Annotated in this window: 18 protein-coding genes; 8 read left to right on the top strand and 10 right to left on the bottom strand. The window is 59.6% G+C overall.

Annotation, left to right across the window (positions count from 1 at the left end):
• From CKW18_RS05700 to CKW18_RS05690, 3 genes are all read left to right on the top strand, one after another.
• On the top strand, positions 1-662 hold a 662-nt coding region (locus tag CKW18_RS05700), incomplete at its 5' end, for a hypothetical protein (RefSeq protein WP_095187872.1).
• The gene (locus CKW18_RS05695) at positions 659-2,995 is read left to right on the top strand and encodes a lipase (protein WP_095187871.1); all 2,337 of its coding nucleotides are present in this window, start codon (positions 659-661) and stop codon (positions 2,993-2,995) included. The genes CKW18_RS05700 and CKW18_RS05695, both read left to right, overlap by 4 nt.
• Positions 2,996-3,090: 95 nt before the next feature.
• The gene (locus CKW18_RS05690; RefSeq protein ID WP_095187870.1) at positions 3,091-3,447 is read left to right on the top strand and encodes a hypothetical protein; all 357 of its coding nucleotides are present in this window, start codon (positions 3,091-3,093) and stop codon (positions 3,445-3,447) included.
• Positions 3,448-3,542: 95 nt separating this feature from the next.
• Here CKW18_RS05690 and CKW18_RS05685 read toward each other — a convergent pair whose 3' ends face one another.
• The 3 genes from CKW18_RS05685 to CKW18_RS05675 all read right to left on the bottom strand — a co-directional run bounded on the left by CKW18_RS05685 (position 3,543) and on the right by CKW18_RS05675 (position 5,345).
• Positions 3,543-3,818, bottom strand: coding sequence for an HU family DNA-binding protein (locus tag CKW18_RS05685; RefSeq protein ID WP_003213368.1), 276 nt, complete (start codon positions 3,816-3,818; stop codon positions 3,543-3,545).
• A 190-nt stretch (positions 3,819-4,008) separates the two neighbouring features.
• Positions 4,009-5,157: an NAD(P)/FAD-dependent oxidoreductase gene (locus CKW18_RS05680; protein ID WP_095187869.1), complete on the bottom strand. Its 1,149-nt coding sequence runs from the start codon at positions 5,155-5,157 to the stop codon at positions 4,009-4,011.
• A 20-nt stretch (positions 5,158-5,177) separates the two neighbouring features.
• Positions 5,178-5,345 (bottom strand): rubredoxin, encoded by a 168-nt coding sequence (locus CKW18_RS05675; RefSeq protein WP_003437744.1) that lies wholly within the window; start codon positions 5,343-5,345, stop codon positions 5,178-5,180.
• A 200-nt stretch (positions 5,346-5,545) separates the two neighbouring features.
• Here CKW18_RS05675 and CKW18_RS05670 point away from each other — a divergent pair, with 200 nt between their 5' ends.
• Both CKW18_RS05670 and ubiA read left to right on the top strand, forming a co-directional pair.
• Positions 5,546-6,106, top strand: a complete 561-nt coding sequence (locus CKW18_RS05670) for a chorismate lyase (protein WP_095187868.1) — start codon at positions 5,546-5,548, stop codon at positions 6,104-6,106.
• On the top strand, positions 6,106-6,996 hold the full coding sequence (gene ubiA / locus CKW18_RS05665; protein WP_095187867.1) for a 4-hydroxybenzoate octaprenyltransferase: 891 nt from the start codon (positions 6,106-6,108) through the stop codon (positions 6,994-6,996). The genes CKW18_RS05670 and ubiA overlap by 1 nt, the downstream gene beginning before the upstream one ends.
• A 112-nt stretch (positions 6,997-7,108) precedes the next feature.
• Here ubiA and CKW18_RS05660 read toward each other — a convergent pair whose 3' ends face one another.
• On the bottom strand, positions 7,109-7,495 hold the full coding sequence (locus tag CKW18_RS05660; protein ID WP_095187866.1) for a hypothetical protein: 387 nt from the start codon (positions 7,493-7,495) through the stop codon (positions 7,109-7,111).
• Between the two features lie 151 nt (positions 7,496-7,646).
• Between CKW18_RS05660 and phoB the strand changes: the two genes are divergently transcribed.
• From phoB to CKW18_RS05645, 3 genes are all read left to right on the top strand, one after another.
• A complete protein-coding gene (gene phoB / locus CKW18_RS05655) occupies positions 7,647-8,336 on the top strand; it encodes a phosphate regulon transcriptional regulator PhoB (protein WP_007896474.1) in 690 nt (229 codons plus the stop codon).
• 74 nt (positions 8,337-8,410) lie between these two features.
• Positions 8,411-9,697, top strand: a complete 1,287-nt coding sequence (gene phoR / locus CKW18_RS05650; RefSeq protein ID WP_371857613.1) for a phosphate regulon sensor histidine kinase PhoR — start codon at positions 8,411-8,413, stop codon at positions 9,695-9,697.
• Between the two features lie 123 nt (positions 9,698-9,820).
• Positions 9,821-11,161: a hemolysin family protein gene (locus CKW18_RS05645; protein WP_095187864.1), complete on the top strand. Its 1,341-nt coding sequence runs from the start codon at positions 9,821-9,823 to the stop codon at positions 11,159-11,161.
• Positions 11,162-11,257: 96 nt separating this feature from the next.
• On the opposite strand, the gene CKW18_RS05640 is transcribed toward CKW18_RS05645, so the two are convergent.
• The 6 genes from CKW18_RS05640 to CKW18_RS05615 form a co-directional block, all read right to left on the bottom strand.
• Positions 11,258-12,154, bottom strand: a complete 897-nt coding sequence (locus tag CKW18_RS05640) for a M23 family metallopeptidase (RefSeq protein WP_095187863.1) — start codon at positions 12,152-12,154, stop codon at positions 11,258-11,260.
• A 208-nt stretch (positions 12,155-12,362) separates the two neighbouring features.
• Positions 12,363-13,319: a response regulator gene (locus CKW18_RS05635; protein ID WP_095187862.1), complete on the bottom strand. Its 957-nt coding sequence runs from the start codon at positions 13,317-13,319 to the stop codon at positions 12,363-12,365.
• 166 nt (positions 13,320-13,485) lie between these two features.
• Positions 13,486-14,247 carry a phosphate signaling complex protein PhoU gene (gene phoU, locus CKW18_RS05630; RefSeq protein WP_016985766.1) on the bottom strand — a complete coding sequence of 254 codons (762 nt, stop codon included), beginning with the start codon at positions 14,245-14,247 and terminating at the stop codon, positions 13,486-13,488.
• Positions 14,248-14,319: 72 nt separating this feature from the next.
• Entirely contained in the window at positions 14,320-15,153 is an 834-nt protein-coding gene (pstB, locus tag CKW18_RS05625) for a phosphate ABC transporter ATP-binding protein PstB (RefSeq protein ID WP_095187861.1), read from the bottom strand.
• A 163-nt stretch (positions 15,154-15,316) separates the two neighbouring features.
• The gene (gene pstA, locus CKW18_RS05620) at positions 15,317-16,987 is read right to left on the bottom strand and encodes a phosphate ABC transporter permease PstA (protein ID WP_095187860.1); all 1,671 of its coding nucleotides are present in this window, start codon (positions 16,985-16,987) and stop codon (positions 15,317-15,319) included.
• 16 nt (positions 16,988-17,003) lie between these two features.
• The gene (locus CKW18_RS05615) at positions 17,004-19,037 is read right to left on the bottom strand and encodes an ABC transporter permease subunit (RefSeq protein ID WP_170947223.1); all 2,034 of its coding nucleotides are present in this window, start codon (positions 19,035-19,037) and stop codon (positions 17,004-17,006) included.
• Positions 19,038-19,102 lie beyond the last annotated feature (65 nt).

The following is a 19,102-nucleotide window of genomic DNA, read 5'->3' as shown; positions in this document are numbered from 1 at the left end:
CGGCCACCTACGTGCCCGCCAAGGATCAAACATGCTCGGTGCCGGGTGGAAAAGGTACTCAGCTTGGGTTCAATAAAACCAACATGAAATACGAAGGCACATCAGAAATCCCGCTTTACAGAACCGTAAGCGACTGCCAGCTCGCGCTGAATCATGTGGAGATCAAGGTCATCGGCGTTTTTGGCCCGGGACGCAGTAACAGCAGCTATGACTACGCTTCATTTGCCGTTCGTCCGGAGTTGCTTGAGCGACAAATGGGTACTTTCAGCGATGACGACACAGCTGAGTTTTTCGGTGAGTGTATGTGGTCCTTCCGCACCGTCAGTCCCAAGCGTTACCTCATAAAAATGTTGAGATGCAAAAAAATGGATGCACGGGGCAATGTTGGGCAAAGCCGCCCTTCCACGGCGTACACGCTGACTCAGCTAGCGGGAATAACCGTAAGGCTGAAGATCAAGTTGGCTGATGAAGAAAGGCCCGGCTGGGGTGACACCTGGGTTGAAGTTCCCGGTGGCTGGAAGCGCTGTTTGGGTGAAGGCATGGAAGATCAGCGTGGTTACTGCAATGGAAATTACAAGGACTTCAGCACCTTCAGAATGGTGGATGAGCGCGTTTGCACCATTTACCCCGGCTGCACGGAAAACAAGGATGAGACCCCATGAGCATTGAACCGTTAAATCCGAGCATCGCTGCTTTTATGCAAGGGAACATCCATGCCTGCCCAAGGCGCGGACATTCGACGAGTTTTCAATTAGTGGACGAGTTCGGTGATGGCAAACCCTACACCGGTTTGGCCTACGAGATCATCGATTATGAAGATACCGTCTACACGGGCAAACTGGACGCCACAGGTTCCGGAAAAGTAGATGACCATTACTGTGGCCCAGTGGTACTAAAGCTCAATCAGCCGTTCAACGGAACAGAACCACTCTATAAAGATTTGGGGACAAGAGAGCACTACCCCCTCCCCATCACCGAACTCCAAGTACGCGCCGAAAAGACCCGCTTCTTCAACAAATCAGGCGTACGCACCCAAGCCAATCCCGCAAAAGACCTCGCCGCAAACACTGCCTATTACCAGGTTGAAGTGAGCGAACTGGTCAAACATGTGGCGCACTTGCCGCCACTTGCCCATCGTAGTGATCCGCCGAATATGGTGGTTCACAAACTCATGCGATCCGCCCCCAAAACCAGAGCTTTCGCGAAGGGTGATACAAACACCCCGGATAGTGGCGCGAGCGCGCTCTTCAGTCAGGGAGAACTGGCCACGGTCGAGTTAGGTTTTTTTCCGCCGCCGCCCAAACCCAAAGGCATTGCCCTGCTACCGAACAAGCATCATGTGCTGGAAGTTCGCCCCATGCGGGCGTTGCGCCCGATGTTGTCGACCGGCAACGAATTCTGCGCACTCAACCTCTATCAACTGTCGTTGATGGCGACCCTGAGTTACTCCGACTTTGGACAGGAACCGAACACACAGCCGGTCAAGACAGACAGCGTGAGCTTCCCCTTGCAACCCAGCAGCGGCAACTGGTTCGGCCATGCCCTGCCGCAGTTTGATGAACTGTGGAAAGTCGATGCCGTGCAAACGAAAAAGTACTACCCGCTGTATGAGGAAGTGCCTTACTCGAAACGTCTGGAAGTGGTGCCGTTCGATCCGAAGCTCTACCCCGAAGTGAATGATCCGAACTTGGGGGATGAGCAGGAACATCCAGCCAAACTGCACTTTTTTGATGATCGCAAACAGGTCGACAGCACAGACACCCAAGCCTTCATCACCCATCACGACGGGTTGATATTGATCAGCGTACGCGGAACCAGCGAACTGGGACCCGATGCCATGCGTGATGGAGATGCCTATCAGGTTCCTTTTGAGGAAGGAGAAGGCAAGGTACACCGCGGTTTCTACGGCGGCGCCCAAGCAGTTTACCCGTTTGTGGTGAGTTATCTGGAGCGATTCTACAGCGGGCAAAAACTGCTGATTACCGGACACAGCCTAGGCGGGGCAATTGCACTGATATTGTCAGAGATGCTGCGACGCGATCCACAGTACTTACCGCAGATCGTGCTCTACACCTACGGCGCCCCTCGCGCCGGTGACGCTACCTTCATCAATAGCGCCCAACCGCTGATCCACCATCGCATCGTCAACCAGAACGACCCTGTTCCCAGCGTGCCCACTACCTGGATGAACACCTATGCCAAGCCCAAGCCGATGTATATCGCCAACGGAGCAGTGCTGGTTATTAGTCCGGCTGCCGGTTTTGCCTTGCTTGTGTGGGGAATGACCAACTTTTTTGGCGACGATTACGGCCATCACGGCGCACTGCGCCATTTCATGCCAGTGGTGTTTGGCAAGGAACACCAATCATCCATTCTCTGGCAGCCGGGCTGCAGCATCATCAACGATCACGGCTGCGCTGAAGCCTTGAAAAATATAGATGGCTTACCCAAGCGCGGTTCTTTTCTGAAGCAGCTCTTCGCGGCAGGCGATCACTCGATGGTCGGCAGCTACATCCCCGGCTGCTGGGCAAGCCTACGCCGCTGGCAAGAGGCTCAGCAGCTCAAACGCTCTTTGGTCACACCCCGGGAGTTCGAATGGGTCAGCGGCGCATTGGAAAATATCAGAAAGCAACTGCGTGCCGTTGAGCGCGAGATCCAGGCTCACCCCAGCGCCTATGTCCGCCACGAGGAAAGAAATCACAAGACCACGGTTCTCAACAATGAAATAAACAAGATCAAAACCACCCAGGCTCGACTGGTCGCCTTGCACGGCCAGCGAGTCACCGAAGCCGACGTCTACGGCAGCTATGCCGACCAGCCCGAGTGGGTGCAGGAAAACCTGCTGCGCTGGAACGCGCACCCGGAAAACCTCGTTCAGGAACAACTGGCGATGATTCCGCCAGCAGCCGAAGACCACGATGCCGCCCTCGCCGCGATAACCGGCGGGCATGCTATTGGCGCCCCGTTTCAGCTGGACATCGATTCGATTGCGTAGCAGCTAAACAACGCGCGGGCAAACCTTGGCTATGCCAGAATCCAGTGCCAAAAGATTCGGCACCCTCTACAAAGGCTGGTAAGGAGCGTCACCTCATGGAATTGAAAGCCATATTTTTCGCAGCACTTATTTGGCTGCCAATCACCCAAGCGTCAGCGGACACCCCGTCACTGGACGGCCATTACTACTTGGTTGGCGCAATGGAAATGGGCGCTGAATTGCTGCTGCGCAAGGACGGCACCTTTGACGCGGGCGTGGCGTATGGGAGTGCCGACGGTTTTGCCAAAGGCACCTGGCGAGTGGACAACCAGACACTGACGCTCAAAAGCGAAACCAAACCTGCGTCCTGCAACGATTTGTCCGCCCTCTTCCAGGATTTGCAACTGGCGATTGAGCCAAATTGCCTGGCCGTGGACTTCGGCAACGGCAAAGCCTGCTTTCGACGTCAGTAACCCGATTTACCGCCACAAAAAAAATGGGCACCCGACCGCAATCGGTGTGCCCATTTTTTTGCGGTTCTCCCCGCTATTCGAGGAGTTCGCCGCAATTAAGGATTAACGCTGTCTTTCAACGACTTGCCTGGCTTGAACGCAACGGTGTTGCTGGCCTTGATTTTCACCGGCTCACCGGTTTGCGGGTTTTTGCCGGTACGGGCGCCGCGGTGGCGTTGCAGGAAGGTGCCGAAGCCCACCAGCGTGACGCTGTCCTTGCGGTGCAGAGCGCCAGTGATTTCTTCGAGAACGGCGTTGAGCACGCGGTTGGCCTGTTCTTTGGTCAGATCTGCTTTTTCAGCGATTGCAGCGGCGAGTTCTGGTTTACGCATTAGTGAAGCCCCTTTGACGGTTTTTTGTTGTTATGTCCGTGCTGTTCTCGTTGGAACAGCGCCCAAGGCGCCGCAGGCTCTACTCTGCGGCAGACGGGAGTGAGAATGGCACGCGGATACCGGCGGCGCCAGTCTCCCCACGACCTTTGTGGGGGCAAAAGCGGGGTGAATCCGACAGAACGACCGGTATTTACGCCAGCAAGGGCGGAAGCTGTTTGTTCAGGGCCAGTTTCTCCATGACGGCCGCCCCAGTCAGGGCATAGCCGAGCAACTGACCATCGGCGCTGTGGCACAAGGCCTTGATGTCGGCGCCCTGCCCTTCGACCGTCCACACGCCTTCGCTGCCGCGTGGCGGTGGCGAAACCACCAGCGGGCAAACCGGAGTCTTCACGGTGATCGGCATCGCGCCGTAGCTGACCACCGTCGGATGGCCGGCCAGGGTTTGTGCAAGCGCTCGCGCACAGCTCATCAGGGGCATTACGTACAGCAAATTCAGCCCATCGACCTCGGCGCAATCGCCCAAGGCGTAGATATTGGCGTGGGATGTCTTGAGATGGCGATCGACTACGACACCGCGATTGACCTGCACGCCGGCAGCCGCGGCCAGATCGATGCGCGGACGCAGGCCGATGGCCGAGACCACCACATCGCAGGCAATGACCTGACCGTCGGACAGATGCGCTTCCAGGCCGTCGGCGACTTTCTGCAGGCGGGTCAGCACCGGACCGAGATGGAAGCGCGCACCGAGGCTTTCCAGCCCGGCCTGCACCGCGGCCGCAGCGGCGGGGTGCAGCAACATCGGCATAACCTGCTCGCACGGCGCGACCAATTGCACCTCGTAGCCGCCAAGGATCAGGTCATTGGCAAACTCACAACCGATCAGGCCGGCACCGAGCACCAGCACTCGACGCTTGCCGGCGGCCGCCGCACGAAAGCGTGCGTAGTCTTCGAGATCGTTGATCGGGAACACCAGATTCGCGCCATCGCCTTCAATCGGCACACGCACGGTTTCCGCACCCCAGGCGAGGATCAGGTCGCGGTAGTACACCGCTTCTTCGCCAATCCACAGGCGCTTGTGGCCGGCGTCGATGCCGCTGATGCGCGTGTGGGTGCGCACTTCGGCTTTCAACTGCTCGGCCATGGCGCCCGGTTCGGCCATGCTCAGGCCATCGGCGTCCTTGTTCTTGCCGAAACCGGTGGAGAGCATCGGCTTGGAGTAAGAGCGACCGTCATCAGCGGTAATCAGCAGCAGCGGGGTTTCGCTATCGAGCTTGCGAAACTCCCGGGCCAGGTTGTAGCCCGCGAGCCCGGTGCCGACGATTACGACAGGTGCGTTCATGCCTTACTCCTTGGGTTTACTCAGTTGATTTCGATCATTTCGAAGTCCATCTTGCCGACGCCGCAGTCCGGGCACAGCCAGTCTTCCGGCACGTCCTGCCACAGGGTGCCCGGCGCGATACCGTCATCCGGCCAGCCGTCGGCTTCGTTATAGATCAGGCCGCAGACGATGCATTGCCACTTTTTCATTCAGGTACTTCCTCAGGATTCAGGCTTTTGTCGGCGCGAACGGTCGATGGGTAGTGCACTGCCATCCGGCTCAGCGCGTTTTGTACTGATGGAGCCGGGCAGATGCAAGCCTGTTCGGCGCAACGGCGCCCCGGTTCAATCAATATCGCGGGCTGCCATGGTAAGCTCGCGGCCTCATTTGCGGCCAATAATGACTCATTGTGCAACATTCAAATTCCGCTCCGGTCCCGCTCTGGCTGACCCAAGGCCAACTGACGCGCCTCCCCGATTCGTCGACCCTCGACTGGTTGTTCGACGAAGGCTCCCTGACTCGCCGCCTGACCCGTCTGTCCAACGATGGCTTCAGCGTCACGCCGCTATTTGAAGGCTGGGACACCTTGCGCGCCGATGAATGCGCCGCGCTGGATCTGGCCGAAGGCAGCGAAGGCTGGGTGCGCGAAGTGTATTTACGCGGTCATGGCGAAGCCTGGGTGTTCGCCCGCAGCGTGGCCTCGCGCAGCGCCTTGCAGGGCGACGGTTTGCACATGGATGAGTTGGGTAGTCGTTCGTTGGGCGAACTGCTTTTTTGCGATCACGCCTTCCAGCGCCGCGCCATCGAAGTCTGCCACTACCCCGAAGACTGGCTGCCACAAGCCTCTCGCGTCCCTGAGCTGTGGGGCCGTCGCTCGCGTTTCGACCGTGGCGCACTGAGCGTGCTGGTCGCCGAAATCTTCCTGCCGAGCCTGTGGAGCGCCGTCCGCGCCCACCCGGAGAACTGCTGATGTATCAGAGCCTGCTCAAGTCCCTGAACCGCGTGAACCCGCGTGCCTGGGATTTCATTCAGTTAACCCGCATGGACAAGCCGATCGGCATTTACCTGCTGCTGTGGCCGACGCTGTGGGCGCTTTGGATTGCCGGCAAAGGCTCGCCGTCGCTGGCCAACATCGTGATTTTCGTCCTCGGCGTGGTGCTGACCCGCGCCGGTGGCTGCGTGATCAACGACTGGGCCGACCGCAAGGTCGACGGTCACGTCAAACGTACCGCGCAACGACCACTGGCCAGCGGCAAGATCAGCTCGAAAGAGGCGTTGGTATTCTTCGCGATTCTGATGGGCGTGAGTTTCCTGCTGGTGTTGTGCACCAATGCGCCGACGATCTGGCTGTCGTTGGGTGGCCTGGCGCTGGCGTTCACCTATCCGTTCATGAAGCGCTACACCTATTACCCGCAAGTGGTGCTGGGCGCGGCGTTTTCCTGGGGCATGCCGATGGCGTTCACCGCCGAGACCGGCGAAGTGCCCGCCGCGGCGTGGTTGCTGTGGATCGCCAACCTGCTGTGGACGGTGGGTTACGACACGTATTACGCGATGACTGATCGTGATGACGATTTGAAGATCGGGGTGAAATCCACGGCGATTCTGTTTGGCGAGGCGGATCGGGTGATCATTTTGACCTTGCAGGCGCTGTCGTTGGGCTGTCTGTTGCTGGCGGGGTCGAAGTTCGAGCTGGGGATCTGGTTCCATCTCGGTCTGCTGGTGGCCGCCGGTTGTTACGCGTGGGAGTTCTGGTACACCCGCAGCAAGGACCGGATGCGTTGCTTCCAGGCGTTTTTGCACAACCACTGGGCCGGGTTGGCGATTTTTGTCGGGATTGTGCTGGATTACGCGTTGCGCTGAGCCACAAAACCTGTGGGAGCGAGCCTGCTCGCGAAGGCGTCGGGTCAGTCAACAAATGGGTTACTGACACACCGCTTTCGCGAGCAGGCTCGCTCCCACAGGGGTTTTGCAGTTATTTCTGTGACATGTGGACGACGTGCCACACATCCTTCATGCCATCGCCCTTCATTTCTCCAGGCTTTTCATCCTTCACGAACGTGTGCAGCGGCTTGCCATCGTAGGCGTACTGCATCATGCCGTCATCGCGCTTGATTACACTCCATTTGCCTTCAGCCTTGGCGTCAGCTGGCGCCATCATCGGAGGCCAGTTCTTGGCGCAGTCGCCGTTGCACATCGACTTGCCGCCAGCGTCCTTGTCGAACGTGTAAACGGTCATGCCTTTGTGATCGACCATCATGCCGTCTTTCATCATGGCCGGTTCGGCGGCCATCGCCAGACCGGGCAGAGCGAGGGCGGCAGCCATCAGCAGAGCCTTAAGGGAAACAGTCATTTGAGTCATGGAAACCTTCAGTTGTGGTTGTCAGGATTCGGACTTAAAGCTTAGTTCAGGATCCCTCCCACCGTCGGGCGACTAAAATACTGTCACACGACTGCAATAATTCCGTTATCTAATGCGGCGCAAGACAGTTAAATGACAAGAGGATTAAGGCATGGTTGGCAGGAGCATTCTGATCGTCGACGACGAAGCGCCCATTCGCGAAATGATCGCCGTTGCGTTGGAAATGGCCGGCTATGACTGCCTCGAGGCGGAGAACTCGCAGCAGGCACACGCCATCATCGTCGACCGTAAACCGGATCTGATCCTGCTCGACTGGATGCTGCCCGGCACCTCAGGCATCGAGCTGGCCCGCCGTCTGAAGCGTGACGAGCTGACCGGGGACATCCCGATCATCATGCTCACCGCCAAGGGCGAAGAGGACAACAAGATCCAGGGTCTGGAAGTCGGCGCTGACGACTACATCACCAAACCGTTTTCCCCACGTGAGCTGGTTGCACGCCTCAAAGCCGTGCTGCGTCGCGCCGGCCCGACCGATGGCGAAGCGCCGATTGAAGTCGGCGGTCTGCTGCTCGACCCAATCAGCCACCGCGTGACCATCGACGGCAAGCCTGCCGAGATGGGCCCGACCGAATACCGTCTGCTGCAATTTTTCATGACTCACCAGGAACGCGCCTACACCCGTGGCCAGTTGCTGGATCAGGTCTGGGGCGGCAATGTCTACGTTGAAGAGCGTACCGTCGACGTGCACATCCGACGCCTGCGCAAGGCGCTCGGCGACGCCTACGAAAATCTGGTACAAACCGTGCGCGGCACTGGCTATCGGTTTTCCACCAAGGCCTGAGCCGACCGCCAGACTCGCTGACAAGGATCGTATTTCCCGTGAATCAAAACTGGCATGGCACCCTGATTCGCCACATGCTGTTGCTGGTCACCGCCTGCCTGGTGATCGGCCTGATCACCGGCTATTACGGCTGGAGCCTCGCGGCAGGTCTGGGTATTTACCTGGCCTGGACGCTCAAGCAACTGCTGCGTCTGCACGAATGGCTGCGCCAGCACCAACCCGATGAAGCACCGCCCGATGGCTATGGCCTGTGGGGCGAAGTGTTCGACAGCATCTACCATCTGCAACGCCGCGACCAACGTGTGCGCGGACGCCTGCAAGCGGTGATCGACCGGGTGCAGGAATCCACCGCTGCGCTGAAAGACGCGGTGATCATGCTCGACAGCGACGGCAATCTGGAATGGTGGAACCGCGCCGCCGAAACCCTGCTCGGCCTCAAGACCCCGCAGGACAGCGGCCAGCCAGTGACCAACCTGGTGCGACATCCGCGTTTCAAGGAGTATTTCGAGCAGGAAAGCTACGCCGAACCGCTGGAAATCCCCTCACCGACCAATGATCGCGTGCGCATCCAGCTGTACCTGACCCGCTACGGCAACAATGAACACTTGATGCTGGTGCGCGATGTCACGCGCATTCATCAGCTGGAACAGATGCGCAAAGACTTCATCGCCAACGTCTCCCACGAATTGCGCACGCCGCTGACGGTGATCTGCGGCTATCTGGAAACCCTGCTCGATAACGTCGAGGAGGTGAATCCACGCTGGAGCCGTGCCCTGCAGCAGATGCAGCAACAGGGCGGCCGCATGCAGACGCTGCTCAACGACCTGCTGTTGTTGGCGAAACTGGAAGCCACCGATTACCCGTCGGACAACCAGCCGATACAGATCGACACGCTGCTGCAATCGATCAAGAGCGATGCGCAGCAATTGTCCGGATCGAAAAACCAGCGCATTACCCTCGAAGCCGACGCCAGCCTGCTGCTCAAGGGCAGCGAGGCAGAACTGCGCAGTGCGTTCTCCAATCTGGTGTTCAATGCGGTGAAGTACACACCGGCCGAGGGCAATATCCGCATTCGCTGGTGGGGCGATGAGCAAGGCGCGCACCTGAGCGTGCAGGATTCCGGGATCGGCATCGACAGCAAACACCTGCCGCGCCTGACCGAACGGTTTTACCGTGTCGACTCCAGCCGTAACTCCAACACCGGCGGCACCGGCCTGGGCCTGGCCATCGTCAAACACGTGTTGCTGCGCCACCGCGCACGCATGGAAATCAGCAGCGTGCCCGGCCACGGCAGCACGTTCACCTGCCATTTCGCCCCCGCTCAGGTGGCTCACGCACGGGCGATCAGCGCCGCCGAGTGATACCGGCCAGCACGCGCCACTAGGCAATCGCCCTGTCAGCCGCTACATTGGCGCACTTGCGTCTGCCTTTCAGGCGCGACTTTTTCTCTCTTACGAATCACACGGAACCCGCAAAACTCCATCATGGACCCTTCCCCTGGCTTGTCCCTCGCTACAATTTTCGCCGATTTCGGCATGATCCTTTTTGCTCTGATCCTGGTTTTGCTCAACGGCTTCTTCGTTGCGGCGGAATTCGCCATGGTCAAACTGCGCTCGACCCGGGTCGAGGCCATCGCTGATCAGAACGGCTGGCGCGGGCATATCCTGCGCACCGTACACAGTCAGCTCGATGCGTACCTCTCGGCGTGTCAGCTCGGTATCACCCTCGCCTCCCTTGGTCTGGGCTGGGTCGGTGAGCCGGCGTTTGCGCACATTCTCGAGCCATTGCTGGAAAGCGTTGGCGTGCAGTCGCCTGAAGTGATCAAAGGCGTGTCGTTCTTCGCCGCGTTCTTCGTCATCTCGTATCTGCACATCGTCGTCGGTGAGCTGGCGCCCAAGTCGTGGGCCATTCGCAAACCCGAGTTGCTGTCACTGTGGACGGCGGTGCCGCTGTACCTGTTCTACTGGGCGATGTACCCGGCGATCTACCTGCTTAACGCCAGCGCCAACGCGATTTTGCGTATCGCAGGGCAAGGTGAACCCGGCCCGCACCACGAACACCATTACAGCCGCGAAGAACTGAAACTGATTCTGCACTCCAGCCGTGGCCAGGATCCGAGCGACCAAGGCATGCGCGTATTGGCCTCGGCCGTGGAAATGGGTGAGCTGGAAGTGGTCGACTGGGCCAACTCCCGGGAAGACCTGATCACCCTCGAATTCAACGCGCCGCTGAAAGAAATCCTGGCGATGTTCCGTCGCCACAAGTTCAGCCGTTATCCGGTGTACGACAGCGAGCGCCAGGAGTTCGTCGGCCTGCTGCACATCAAGGACCTGCTGCTGGAACTGGCAGCGCTGGATCACATTCCCGAGTCGTTCAACCTGGCTGAACTGACCCGTCCGCTGGAGCGCGTGTCACGGCACATGCCGCTGTCGCAGTTGCTGGAGCAGTTCCGCAAGGGCGGCTCGCACTTCGCCGTGGTCGAGGAGGCTGACGGCAACATCATCGGCTACCTGACCATGGAAGACGTGCTGGAAGTGCTGGTCGGCGATATTCAGGACGAACACCGCAAGGCAGAGCGCGGCATCCTTGCCTATCAGCCAGGCAAGTTGCTGGTACGTGGCGATACACCGCTGTTCAAGGTTGAGCGCCTGCTGGGCATCGATCTGGATCACATCGAAGCCGAAACCCTCGCCGGGCTGGTCTACGAAACCCTGAAACGGGTGCCGGAAGAGGAAGAAGTGCTGGAAGTCGAAGGCCTGCGGATCATCATCAAGAAGATGAAAGGGCCGAAGATTGTGCTGGCCAAGGTGTTGATGCTGGATTGATCGGTTGATCCGGCACCGCGCCGATCTCTTCGCGAGCAGGCTCGCTCCCACTCTGCAATGCATTTCAATGTGGGAGCGAGCCTGCTCGCGAAGGCGCTATTGCTTGCCCAACGCAAAGTTGGGCAAAGCCCCCAGCGGCTGGTTGAACTGATACGGAATCGACACCAGCCCCAGCCCGGTATTGCGCTGCACCACAAAGTGCAGGTGCGGGCCGCTGCTGTTGCCCGTGTTGCCCGACAGCGCCAGTGGGCTGCCCACCGTCACGCGCTGCCCCTCGCGCACGCTCACCGAGCCCTGCTTGAGATGCAGGTACACGCCCATCGTCCCGTCATCGTGCAGCACACGCACGAAATTGCCGGAAGGGTCGGTGCCGCGGCCACTCTGCGAGTTCTCGGTTTTCACCACCACCCCTGCCCGCGCGGCAATGATCGGCGTGCCCACCGGCATGGCGATGTCCATCGCATACTTGTTCTTCGGCCCGTAATGGCTGTATTGGCCCTCGGCGCCCTGACTCAAGCGAAACGGCCCCCCACGCCATGGCAGCGGATAGCGATAGCCCTGGGCCGCTCCGCCAGGATCACCCAACGCATATTGAAACTGCGGCGAATACACCAGTGGCTTGCCAGCGGTAATCGCCGTCAGCAACGCCAACCGGGTATTGCTGCGTGCCGGCAGCACGCGGCGGATCGTTTTAGTCGGCACGCCGCGCACATTGCTGATGCCGGTAAATGCCAGCGCAATCTCGACCGGCGCATACAGAGCGTTGCGCACGAACACCACGTCGGCGCCCTTCTGCTTCTTGATGTCGAGGTACACCTGCCGCTCAAGACGTTCAACCATCCGATCCTGAAAGACGAACACCTGCGAGCCTTTGCTCGGACGGTCGCTGTACGAGACCACGCCGTTGGCATCGGTGGATTTGTAGATGGTCATGGCCACAACCGAGGAGGAAGCCAGGACAAGACCAATGAAAAACAGCAGGCGAGCGAGCATTGGCAAGAGTCTGTTGAAGTAAGGCCTGGGAAAGAGCCTAGCAGGTGAAGTAGACCAGGCTAGTCGACAGATGTTTCAAATTGGGCAGTCTGGGAGATTGATGGTGCAAGTGATGGCCCCTTCGCGAGCAGGCTCGCTCCCACCTTTGAAATGCATTCCAATGTGGGAGCGAGCCTGCTCGCGAAAGCGGTGTGTCAGGCGACGAAGATCAAGCGCCCGGAACGAAGTGCTTCTGCGCCGTGCCACGGGCGATCAGGCGGGAGATGTAGTCGAGCTTCTGCGCGTCCTGATCGACGAAGCGGAAGGTCAGTTGCAGCCAGTCGCTGTCGGCTTTCTGCTCAAAAGCGACGATCGCGTGCAGGTAACCGTTGAGGCGGGCGATTTCGGCGTTGTCGCCCTGCTCCAGGTCGAGCACGGCGCTGTCGAGGATCTGCGGCAGGGTGTCGGTGCGTTTCACCACCAACAGCGCTTCCTTGATACTCAGGGCCTTGATCACGCATTGCTGGTTGCCGCTTGGCAGGCGCAACTGGCCTTGCCCACGACCACCTGCAGGCGCTGCCGAGGCGGCTGGCGCTTTGACCGGCGGGCTGTTGAGCAGACCACGCGACGGTGCAGCGGCTGGCGTCGGCGCGACAACGGCAGGCTTGGCGAACGGGTTGACCGCAGCGGCCGCCGGGGCACCGCCGATCACGGCAGCCTTGCCGCCGGTCAATGCGCTGAGGGAGTCGTTGCCGAATGCCGAGTTCATCTTGGTTGGCGCGCTGTTCATCAAGGTGTCGAGCTTGCCGACCTTGTTCAGCGCCTGTTTGACCTTGGTCAGCAGTTGCTCGTTGGTGAACGGCTTGCTGACGTAACCGGAAACACCGGCCTGAATCGCCTGGACGACGTTTTCCTTGTCGCCACGGCTGGTGACCATTACGAACGGCATGGTCTTGAGGTTGTCTTGCTCGCGGCACCAGGTCAGCAGTTCAAGGCCGGACATTTCCGGCATTTCCCAGTCGCACAGAACCAGGTCGAACGCTTCCTTGGCCAGCATGGCCTGGGCCTTTTTACCGTTGACGGCGTCCTCGGTGCGGATCCCCGGGAAGTAATTACGCAGGCACTTTTTCACCAGGTCACGAATGAACGAAGCATCGTCCACGACCAACACACTGATCTTGCTCATCCAACACCCCTATAAAAATCCCGGCAAGCATACCGCTTTGCTGATGGCACATTGCCAACAATCTTCAGTCACGCCGGGACTTTTCGTTCGCGGGTGCTGCTTTTTAATTCGAAAGCCCCTAACAAAAACGCCCGGCCAAAGGGCCGGGCGCTTTTCTCAGGCAATCTTACTTATCGTCAGCATTGCCCGGAACATTAGCGGTTTCACCGCTTGTGCCTTCAACTTCTTCCTTCATGCGCTTGAGGCCCATGTGGCGCACGTCGGTGCCGCGCACCAGATAGATCACCAGCTCAGAGATGTTGCGCGCGTGGTCGCCGATGCGCTCCAGCGAACGCAGCACCCAGATAATGCTCAAGACCCGCGAGATAGAGCGCGGATCTTCCATCATGTAGGTGGCCAGTTCACGCAGGGCGGTCTTGTATTCGCGGTCGATGATCTTGTCGTACTGCGCCACCGACAGAGCCAGATCGGCGTCGAAGCGGGCAAACGCGTCCAGCGCATCGCGAACCATGTTGCGCACCTGGTCGCCGATGTGGCGAACCTCGACGTAACCGCGCGGTGCTTCACCTTCCTCGCACAGTTGAATGGCGCGGCGAGCGATCTTGGTCGCTTCGTCGCCAATGCGCTCAAGGTCGATCACCGACTTGGAGATGCTGATGATCAGCCGCAGGTCAGACGCCGCCGGCTGACGACGGGCCAGAATGCGCAGGCATTCTTCGTCGATGTTGCGTTCCATCTGGTTGATCTGGTCGTCGATCTCACGCACCTGCTGAGCCAGACCGGAGTCGGCTTCGATCAGAGCGGTCACCGCGTCGTTGACCTGCTTCTCGACCAGCCCGCCCATGGCCAGCAGGTGGCTGCGCACTTCTTCCAGTTCGGCGTTGAACTGCGCGGAAATGTGGTGGGTAAGGCCTTCTTTACTAATCATGTTGGCGTCCTTGGAGCGTCCGGTAAGGTGCGGCGGGCCGCAGTCAATTCAGTGAGCGACAACCAGCCTCTGTTAGCCATAACGACCGGTGATGTAGTCTTCGGTCTGCTTCTTCGCCGGATTGGTGAACAGGGTATCGGTGTCGCCGAATTCCACCAGTTTGCCCATGTACATGAACGCCGTGTAGTCGGACACCCGCGCCGCCTGCTGCATGTTGTGGGTGACGATAACGATGGTGAACTTGGATTTCAGCTCGTAGATCAGCTCTTCAACCTTGAGGGTCGAGATCGGGTCGAGGGCCGAGCACGGTTCGTCGAGCAGCAGCACTTCCGGCTCAACGGCGATGGTGCGGGCGATGACCAGACGTTGTTGCTGACCACCGGACAGGCCGAGAGCCGATTCGTGCAGACGGTCTTTGACTTCGTCCCACAGTGCCGCGCCTTTCAACGCCCACTCGACTGCTTCGTCGAGAACGCGTTTCTTGTTGATGCCCTGAATGCGCAGACCGTAAACCACGTTTTCGTAGATGGTTTTCGGGAACGGGTTGGGTTTCTGGAACACCATGCCGACGCGACGACGCAGTTCGGCAACGTCTTCGCCCTTGCGATAGATGTTGTTGCCGTACAGGTTGATCGCGCCTTCAACACGGCAGCCGTCAACCAGATCGTTCATGCGGTTGAAGGTCCGCAGCAGTGTGGACTTGCCGCAGCCAGACGGGCCGATGAACGCGGTCACGCGCTGTTTCGGGATGTTCAGGCTGACGTCGTACAGCGCTTGTTTATCGCCGTAGAACAGGTTCAGGCCCGGCACTTCAATGGCCACGGTTTCCTGTTCAAGATTCAGGCTCTGCTTGTCGCGACCCAACGCTGACATGTTGATGCCGTGGGTATGTGTTTCGTGCTGCATGGGAGGCTCCCCCTGTGCTAACAAATTCGGTTCGGTTGGCCGCTTGTTGCGGCTGTACTCAATCTAGGGTGGGAGCGGGCTTGCTCGCGAAGAGGTCGGTACATTCAACATCAATGTCGCCTGCCCCACCGCTTTCGCGAGCAAGCCCGCTCCCACAGGGATATCAACTGTCCAGTGCTTTGTACTTTTCGCGCAGGTGGTTGCGGATATAAACGGCCGACAGGTTCAGTGTTGCGATCACCAACACCAGCAACAGCGCTGTGGCGTACACCAGCGGACGGGCCGCTTCGACGTTCGGGCTCTGGAAGCCGACGTCATAGATGTGGAAGCCCAGGTGCATGATCTTCTGATCCAGGTGCAGGTACGGGTAGTTGCCATCCACCGGCAGCGACGGCGCCAGTTTCACCACGCCCACCAGCATCAGCGGCGCCACTTCACCCGCGGCGCGGGCCACGGCGAGGATCATGCCGGTCATCATGGCCGGGCTGGCCATCGGGATCACGATCTTCCACAGCGTTTCAGCCTTGGTCGCGCCGAGGGCCAACGAGCCTTCACGCACGGTGCGCGGGATTCGTGCCAGACCTTCTTCAGTGGCCACGATCACCACCGGCACCGCCAGCAGCGCCAGGGTCAACGAAGCCCAGAGCAGGCCCGGCGTACCGAAGGTCGGTGCCGGTAGTGCTTCGGGGAAGAACAAGCGGTCGACCGAACCACCCAACACGTACACAAAGAAGCCCAGACCAAACACGCCGTAAACGATCGCCGGAACGCCCGCCAGGTTGTTCACCGCGATACGGATGATCCGCGTCAGGGTGTTCTGTTTGGCGTATTCACGCAGGTACACCGCCGCCAGCACGCCGAACGGAGTGACGATCATCGCCATGATCAGGGTCATCATCACGGTGCCGAAAATCGCCGGGAAGATCCCGCCTTCGGTGTTCGCTTCACGCGGGTCATCCGAGAGGAATTCCCAGATCTTGCTGAAGTAGAAACCAACCTTGGTGAAGGTGCTCATGGCGTTCGGCTGGTAGGCATGAACCACTTTGCCCAGACCGATTTCGATCTCTTTGCCGTTGGCATCGCGAGCCGTCAGGGCGTCGCGGTTGAACTGCGCATGCAGGTCGGCCAGACGCGCTTCGATGTCCTGATAACGTGCGTTCAGCTCGGCGCGCTCGGATTCCATGTCCGCTTGTGCGGTGGCATCGAGTTTGCCTTCGAGTTCCAGTTTGCGACCGTGCAGACGAATGCGTTCCAGCCCTGCGTTGATCGCACCGATGTCAGTCTTTTCCAGCGACTTGAGCTGCGCAGCAAGGCCGTTCACACGGTTGATCCGCGCTTGCAGCTCAGGCCATGCGGCTTCGCCCTCGGCGATCACCTTGCCGTCCTGCTTGACGTTGACCAGGTAGCCGTAGAAGTTGCCCCACTCGCGGCGTTCGATCGCCATCAATTCTGGCGGCGTCTTCTGGTTGGTCAGCCACTCGCCGACGATCCAGGTGAAGTCGTTGCCGTTCAAGTCACGGTTGCCGACCTTGATCAGCTCGCGGGTCATGAATTCCGGGCCTTCGTCCGGCACTGGCAAACCAGCACTTTTCAGGCGGGCACGCGGCACTTCTTCTTTCTGTACCACTTCGCCGACCACCAGGTGATTGGCCTGGCCCGGTACGTCGTAGCTGGCATGGATCAGATCCGCCGGCCAGAAGTGACCCAGACCACGCACGGCAATCACCGCCAGCAGGCCAATGGTCATGATGACCGCGATGGACACCGCGCCACCGCTGATCCAGACGCCCGGGGCGCCGCTCTTGAACCATCCTTTCAGGGAGTTCTGTTTCACAGACTTCTACCTTTGCTTAAAGCGACGAGTATTTCTTGCGCAGACGCTGACGAATCAGTTCTGCCAGGGTGTTCATGACGAAGGTGAACAACAGCAGCACCAGCGCCGAGAGGAACAGCACTCGGTAGTGGCTGCCGCCGACTTCCGACTCGGGCATTTCCACCGCGACGTTGGCAGCCAGGGTGCGCAGGCCTTCGAACAGGTTCATTTCCATGACCGGGGTGTTACCGGTGGCCATCAGCACGATCATGGTTTCACCGACCGCACGGCCCATGCCGATCATCAGCGCCGAGAAGATGCCCGGGCTGGCGGTGAGGATCACCACGCGGGTCATGGTCTGCCACGGCGTGGCACCGAGGGCCAGCGAACCGAGGGTCAGGCCCCGGGGTACGCTGAACACGGCGTCTTCAGCGATCGAGTAGATGTTCGGGATCACCGCGAAACCCATGGCCAGGCCAACCACCAGTGCATTGCGCTGGTCGTAGGTGATGCCCAGGTCGTGGGAGATCCACATGCGCATGTCGCCGCCGAAGAACCAGTTCTCCATGAACGGGCTCATGTACAGCGACAGCCAGCCCACGAACAGGATCACCGGAATCAGCAGCGCACTTTCCCAACCATCCGGGACTTTCAGGCGGATCGACTCAGGCAAGCGACTGAAGGCGAAACCGGCGACCAGAATGCCGATCGGCAGCAGCATCAGCAGGCTGAAGATGCCCGGCAAATGCCCTTCAACATACGGCGCGAGGAACAGACCGGCGAAGAAACCGAGGATCACCGTCGGCATCGCTTCCATCAGTTCGATCACCGGTTTGACCTTGCGGCGCATGCCCGGCGCCATGAAGTACGCGGTGTAAATCGCGGCGGCAACGGCCAGCGGCGCAGCCAGCAGCATCGCGTAGAACGCGGCTTTCAGGGTGCCGAAGGTCAGTGGCGAGAGGCTCAGTTTCGGTTCGAAATCGGTGTTGGCCGCGGTCGATTGCCAGACGTATTTAGGCTCGTCGTAGTTCTCGTACCAGACCTTGCTCCACAGCGCGCTCCAGGACACTTCCGGGTGCGGGTTGTCGAGCAGCAGCGGTTGCAGCTTGCCGCCGGCCTCGACGATCACGCGGTTGGCGCGTGGCGACAGACCGAACAGGCCCTGGCCTTCAACAACCTGATCGACCAGCAACGTGCGGTGCGCCGTACTGTGGAATACGCCGAGCTTGCCGTCGGCATCCAGCGCGAGGAAGCCCTTGCGGCGCTCTTCGGCGGTAATCTCAATGATCGGCGACTTGCCCATCTGGAACGTACGAATCTGCTTCAGGCGCTGCTCGCCATCGGGGTCGCGCGCCATGAACCACTGGGCCAGACCACCTTTGGAGTCACCGACGATCAGCGAGATACCGCCCACCAGTTGCGTAGTCGCAGTGACTTCAGCATCGGCGTTTTCCAGCAGTTTGTAGCGACCGTTGAGGCTCTTGTCGCGCAGGCTGAATACGTCGGCCTGAGCGCGCCCGTTGACCACGTACAGCCATTGCTGGCGCGGGTCGACGAAGATGTTTTTCACCGGTTCAGTCATTTGCGGCAGATCAATACGCTTCTGCTCGTTGGTGACTTCGCCGGTCATCATGTTTTCTTCGCTGGTCAGCGACAGCACGTTGAGTTGCGAACCGGTCGAGCCCACCAGCATCAGCGTCGTATCGGTGGCGTTGAGGCTGACATGTTCCAGCGCACCGCCGGCTTCGTTCAGCGCAATCGGCGTTTCGCCGTACGGGTACTCGATGGCCGGGTTAATGGTTTTCTTGCCATCGGGGTAGCTGACTTTATAGGTGTGACGGAACACCAGCGCCTGACCATTGGACAAGCCCACGGCCACCAGCGGATGACCTGGCTGGTCTTCACCGATGGAGGTCACGGTTGCGCCTGCCGGCAACGGCAGATCGACGCGCTTCAACTCAGCGCCACTGTCGATATCGAAGAACAGCGCCTGGCCCTTGTCAGAAACGCGCATCGCCACCTGATTCTGCTCTTCGAGCGAAATCATCAGCGGCTTGCCGGCGTCCTGCATCCAGGCCGGGGTGATGGCATCTTTCGCGGTCAGGTCGGCACCCTTGAAGAGCGGCGCGACGACAT

The organism is Pseudomonas sp. Irchel 3E19, assembly GCF_900187585.1.
Lineage (GTDB): Bacteria > Pseudomonadota > Gammaproteobacteria > Pseudomonadales > Pseudomonadaceae > Aquipseudomonas > Aquipseudomonas baetica.
Note: the sequence above shows the minus strand (reverse complement) of the source record. Positions and strands in the feature narration are given on the sequence as shown.

Excerpts from the sequence above, each read along its gene's own strand:
- CKW18_RS05695 (WP_095187871.1), top strand. The coding sequence starts at position 659 with ATGAGCATTGAACCGTTAAATCCGAGCATCGCTGCTTTTATGCAAGGG.
- CKW18_RS05690 (WP_095187870.1), top strand. The coding sequence starts at position 3,091 with ATGGAATTGAAAGCCATATTTTTCGCAGCACTTATTTGGCTGCCAATC.
- CKW18_RS05685 (WP_003213368.1), bottom strand. The coding sequence starts at position 3,818 with ATGCGTAAACCAGAACTCGCCGCTGCAATCGCTGAAAAAGCAGATCTG.
- CKW18_RS05680 (WP_095187869.1), bottom strand. The coding sequence starts at position 5,157 with ATGAACGCACCTGTCGTAATCGTCGGCACCGGGCTCGCGGGCTACAAC.
- CKW18_RS05675 (WP_003437744.1), bottom strand. The coding sequence starts at position 5,345 with ATGAAAAAGTGGCAATGCATCGTCTGCGGCCTGATCTATAACGAAGCC.
- ubiA (WP_095187867.1), top strand. The coding sequence starts at position 6,106 with ATGTATCAGAGCCTGCTCAAGTCCCTGAACCGCGTGAACCCGCGTGCC.
- CKW18_RS05660 (WP_095187866.1), bottom strand. The coding sequence starts at position 7,495 with ATGACTCAAATGACTGTTTCCCTTAAGGCTCTGCTGATGGCTGCCGCC.
- phoB (WP_007896474.1), top strand. The coding sequence starts at position 7,647 with ATGGTTGGCAGGAGCATTCTGATCGTCGACGACGAAGCGCCCATTCGC.
- phoR (WP_371857613.1), top strand. The coding sequence starts at position 8,411 with ATGCTGTTGCTGGTCACCGCCTGCCTGGTGATCGGCCTGATCACCGGC.
- CKW18_RS05645 (WP_095187864.1), top strand. The coding sequence starts at position 9,821 with ATGGACCCTTCCCCTGGCTTGTCCCTCGCTACAATTTTCGCCGATTTC.
- CKW18_RS05640 (WP_095187863.1), bottom strand. The coding sequence starts at position 12,154 with ATGCTCGCTCGCCTGCTGTTTTTCATTGGTCTTGTCCTGGCTTCCTCC.
- CKW18_RS05635 (WP_095187862.1), bottom strand. The coding sequence starts at position 13,319 with ATGAGCAAGATCAGTGTGTTGGTCGTGGACGATGCTTCGTTCATTCGT.
- phoU (WP_016985766.1), bottom strand. The coding sequence starts at position 14,247 with ATGATTAGTAAAGAAGGCCTTACCCACCACATTTCCGCGCAGTTCAAC.
- pstB (WP_095187861.1), bottom strand. The coding sequence starts at position 15,153 with ATGCAGCACGAAACACATACCCACGGCATCAACATGTCAGCGTTGGGT.
- CKW18_RS05615 (WP_170947223.1), bottom strand. The coding sequence starts at position 19,037 with ATGCAGGACGCCGGCAAGCCGCTGATGATTTCGCTCGAAGAGCAGAAT.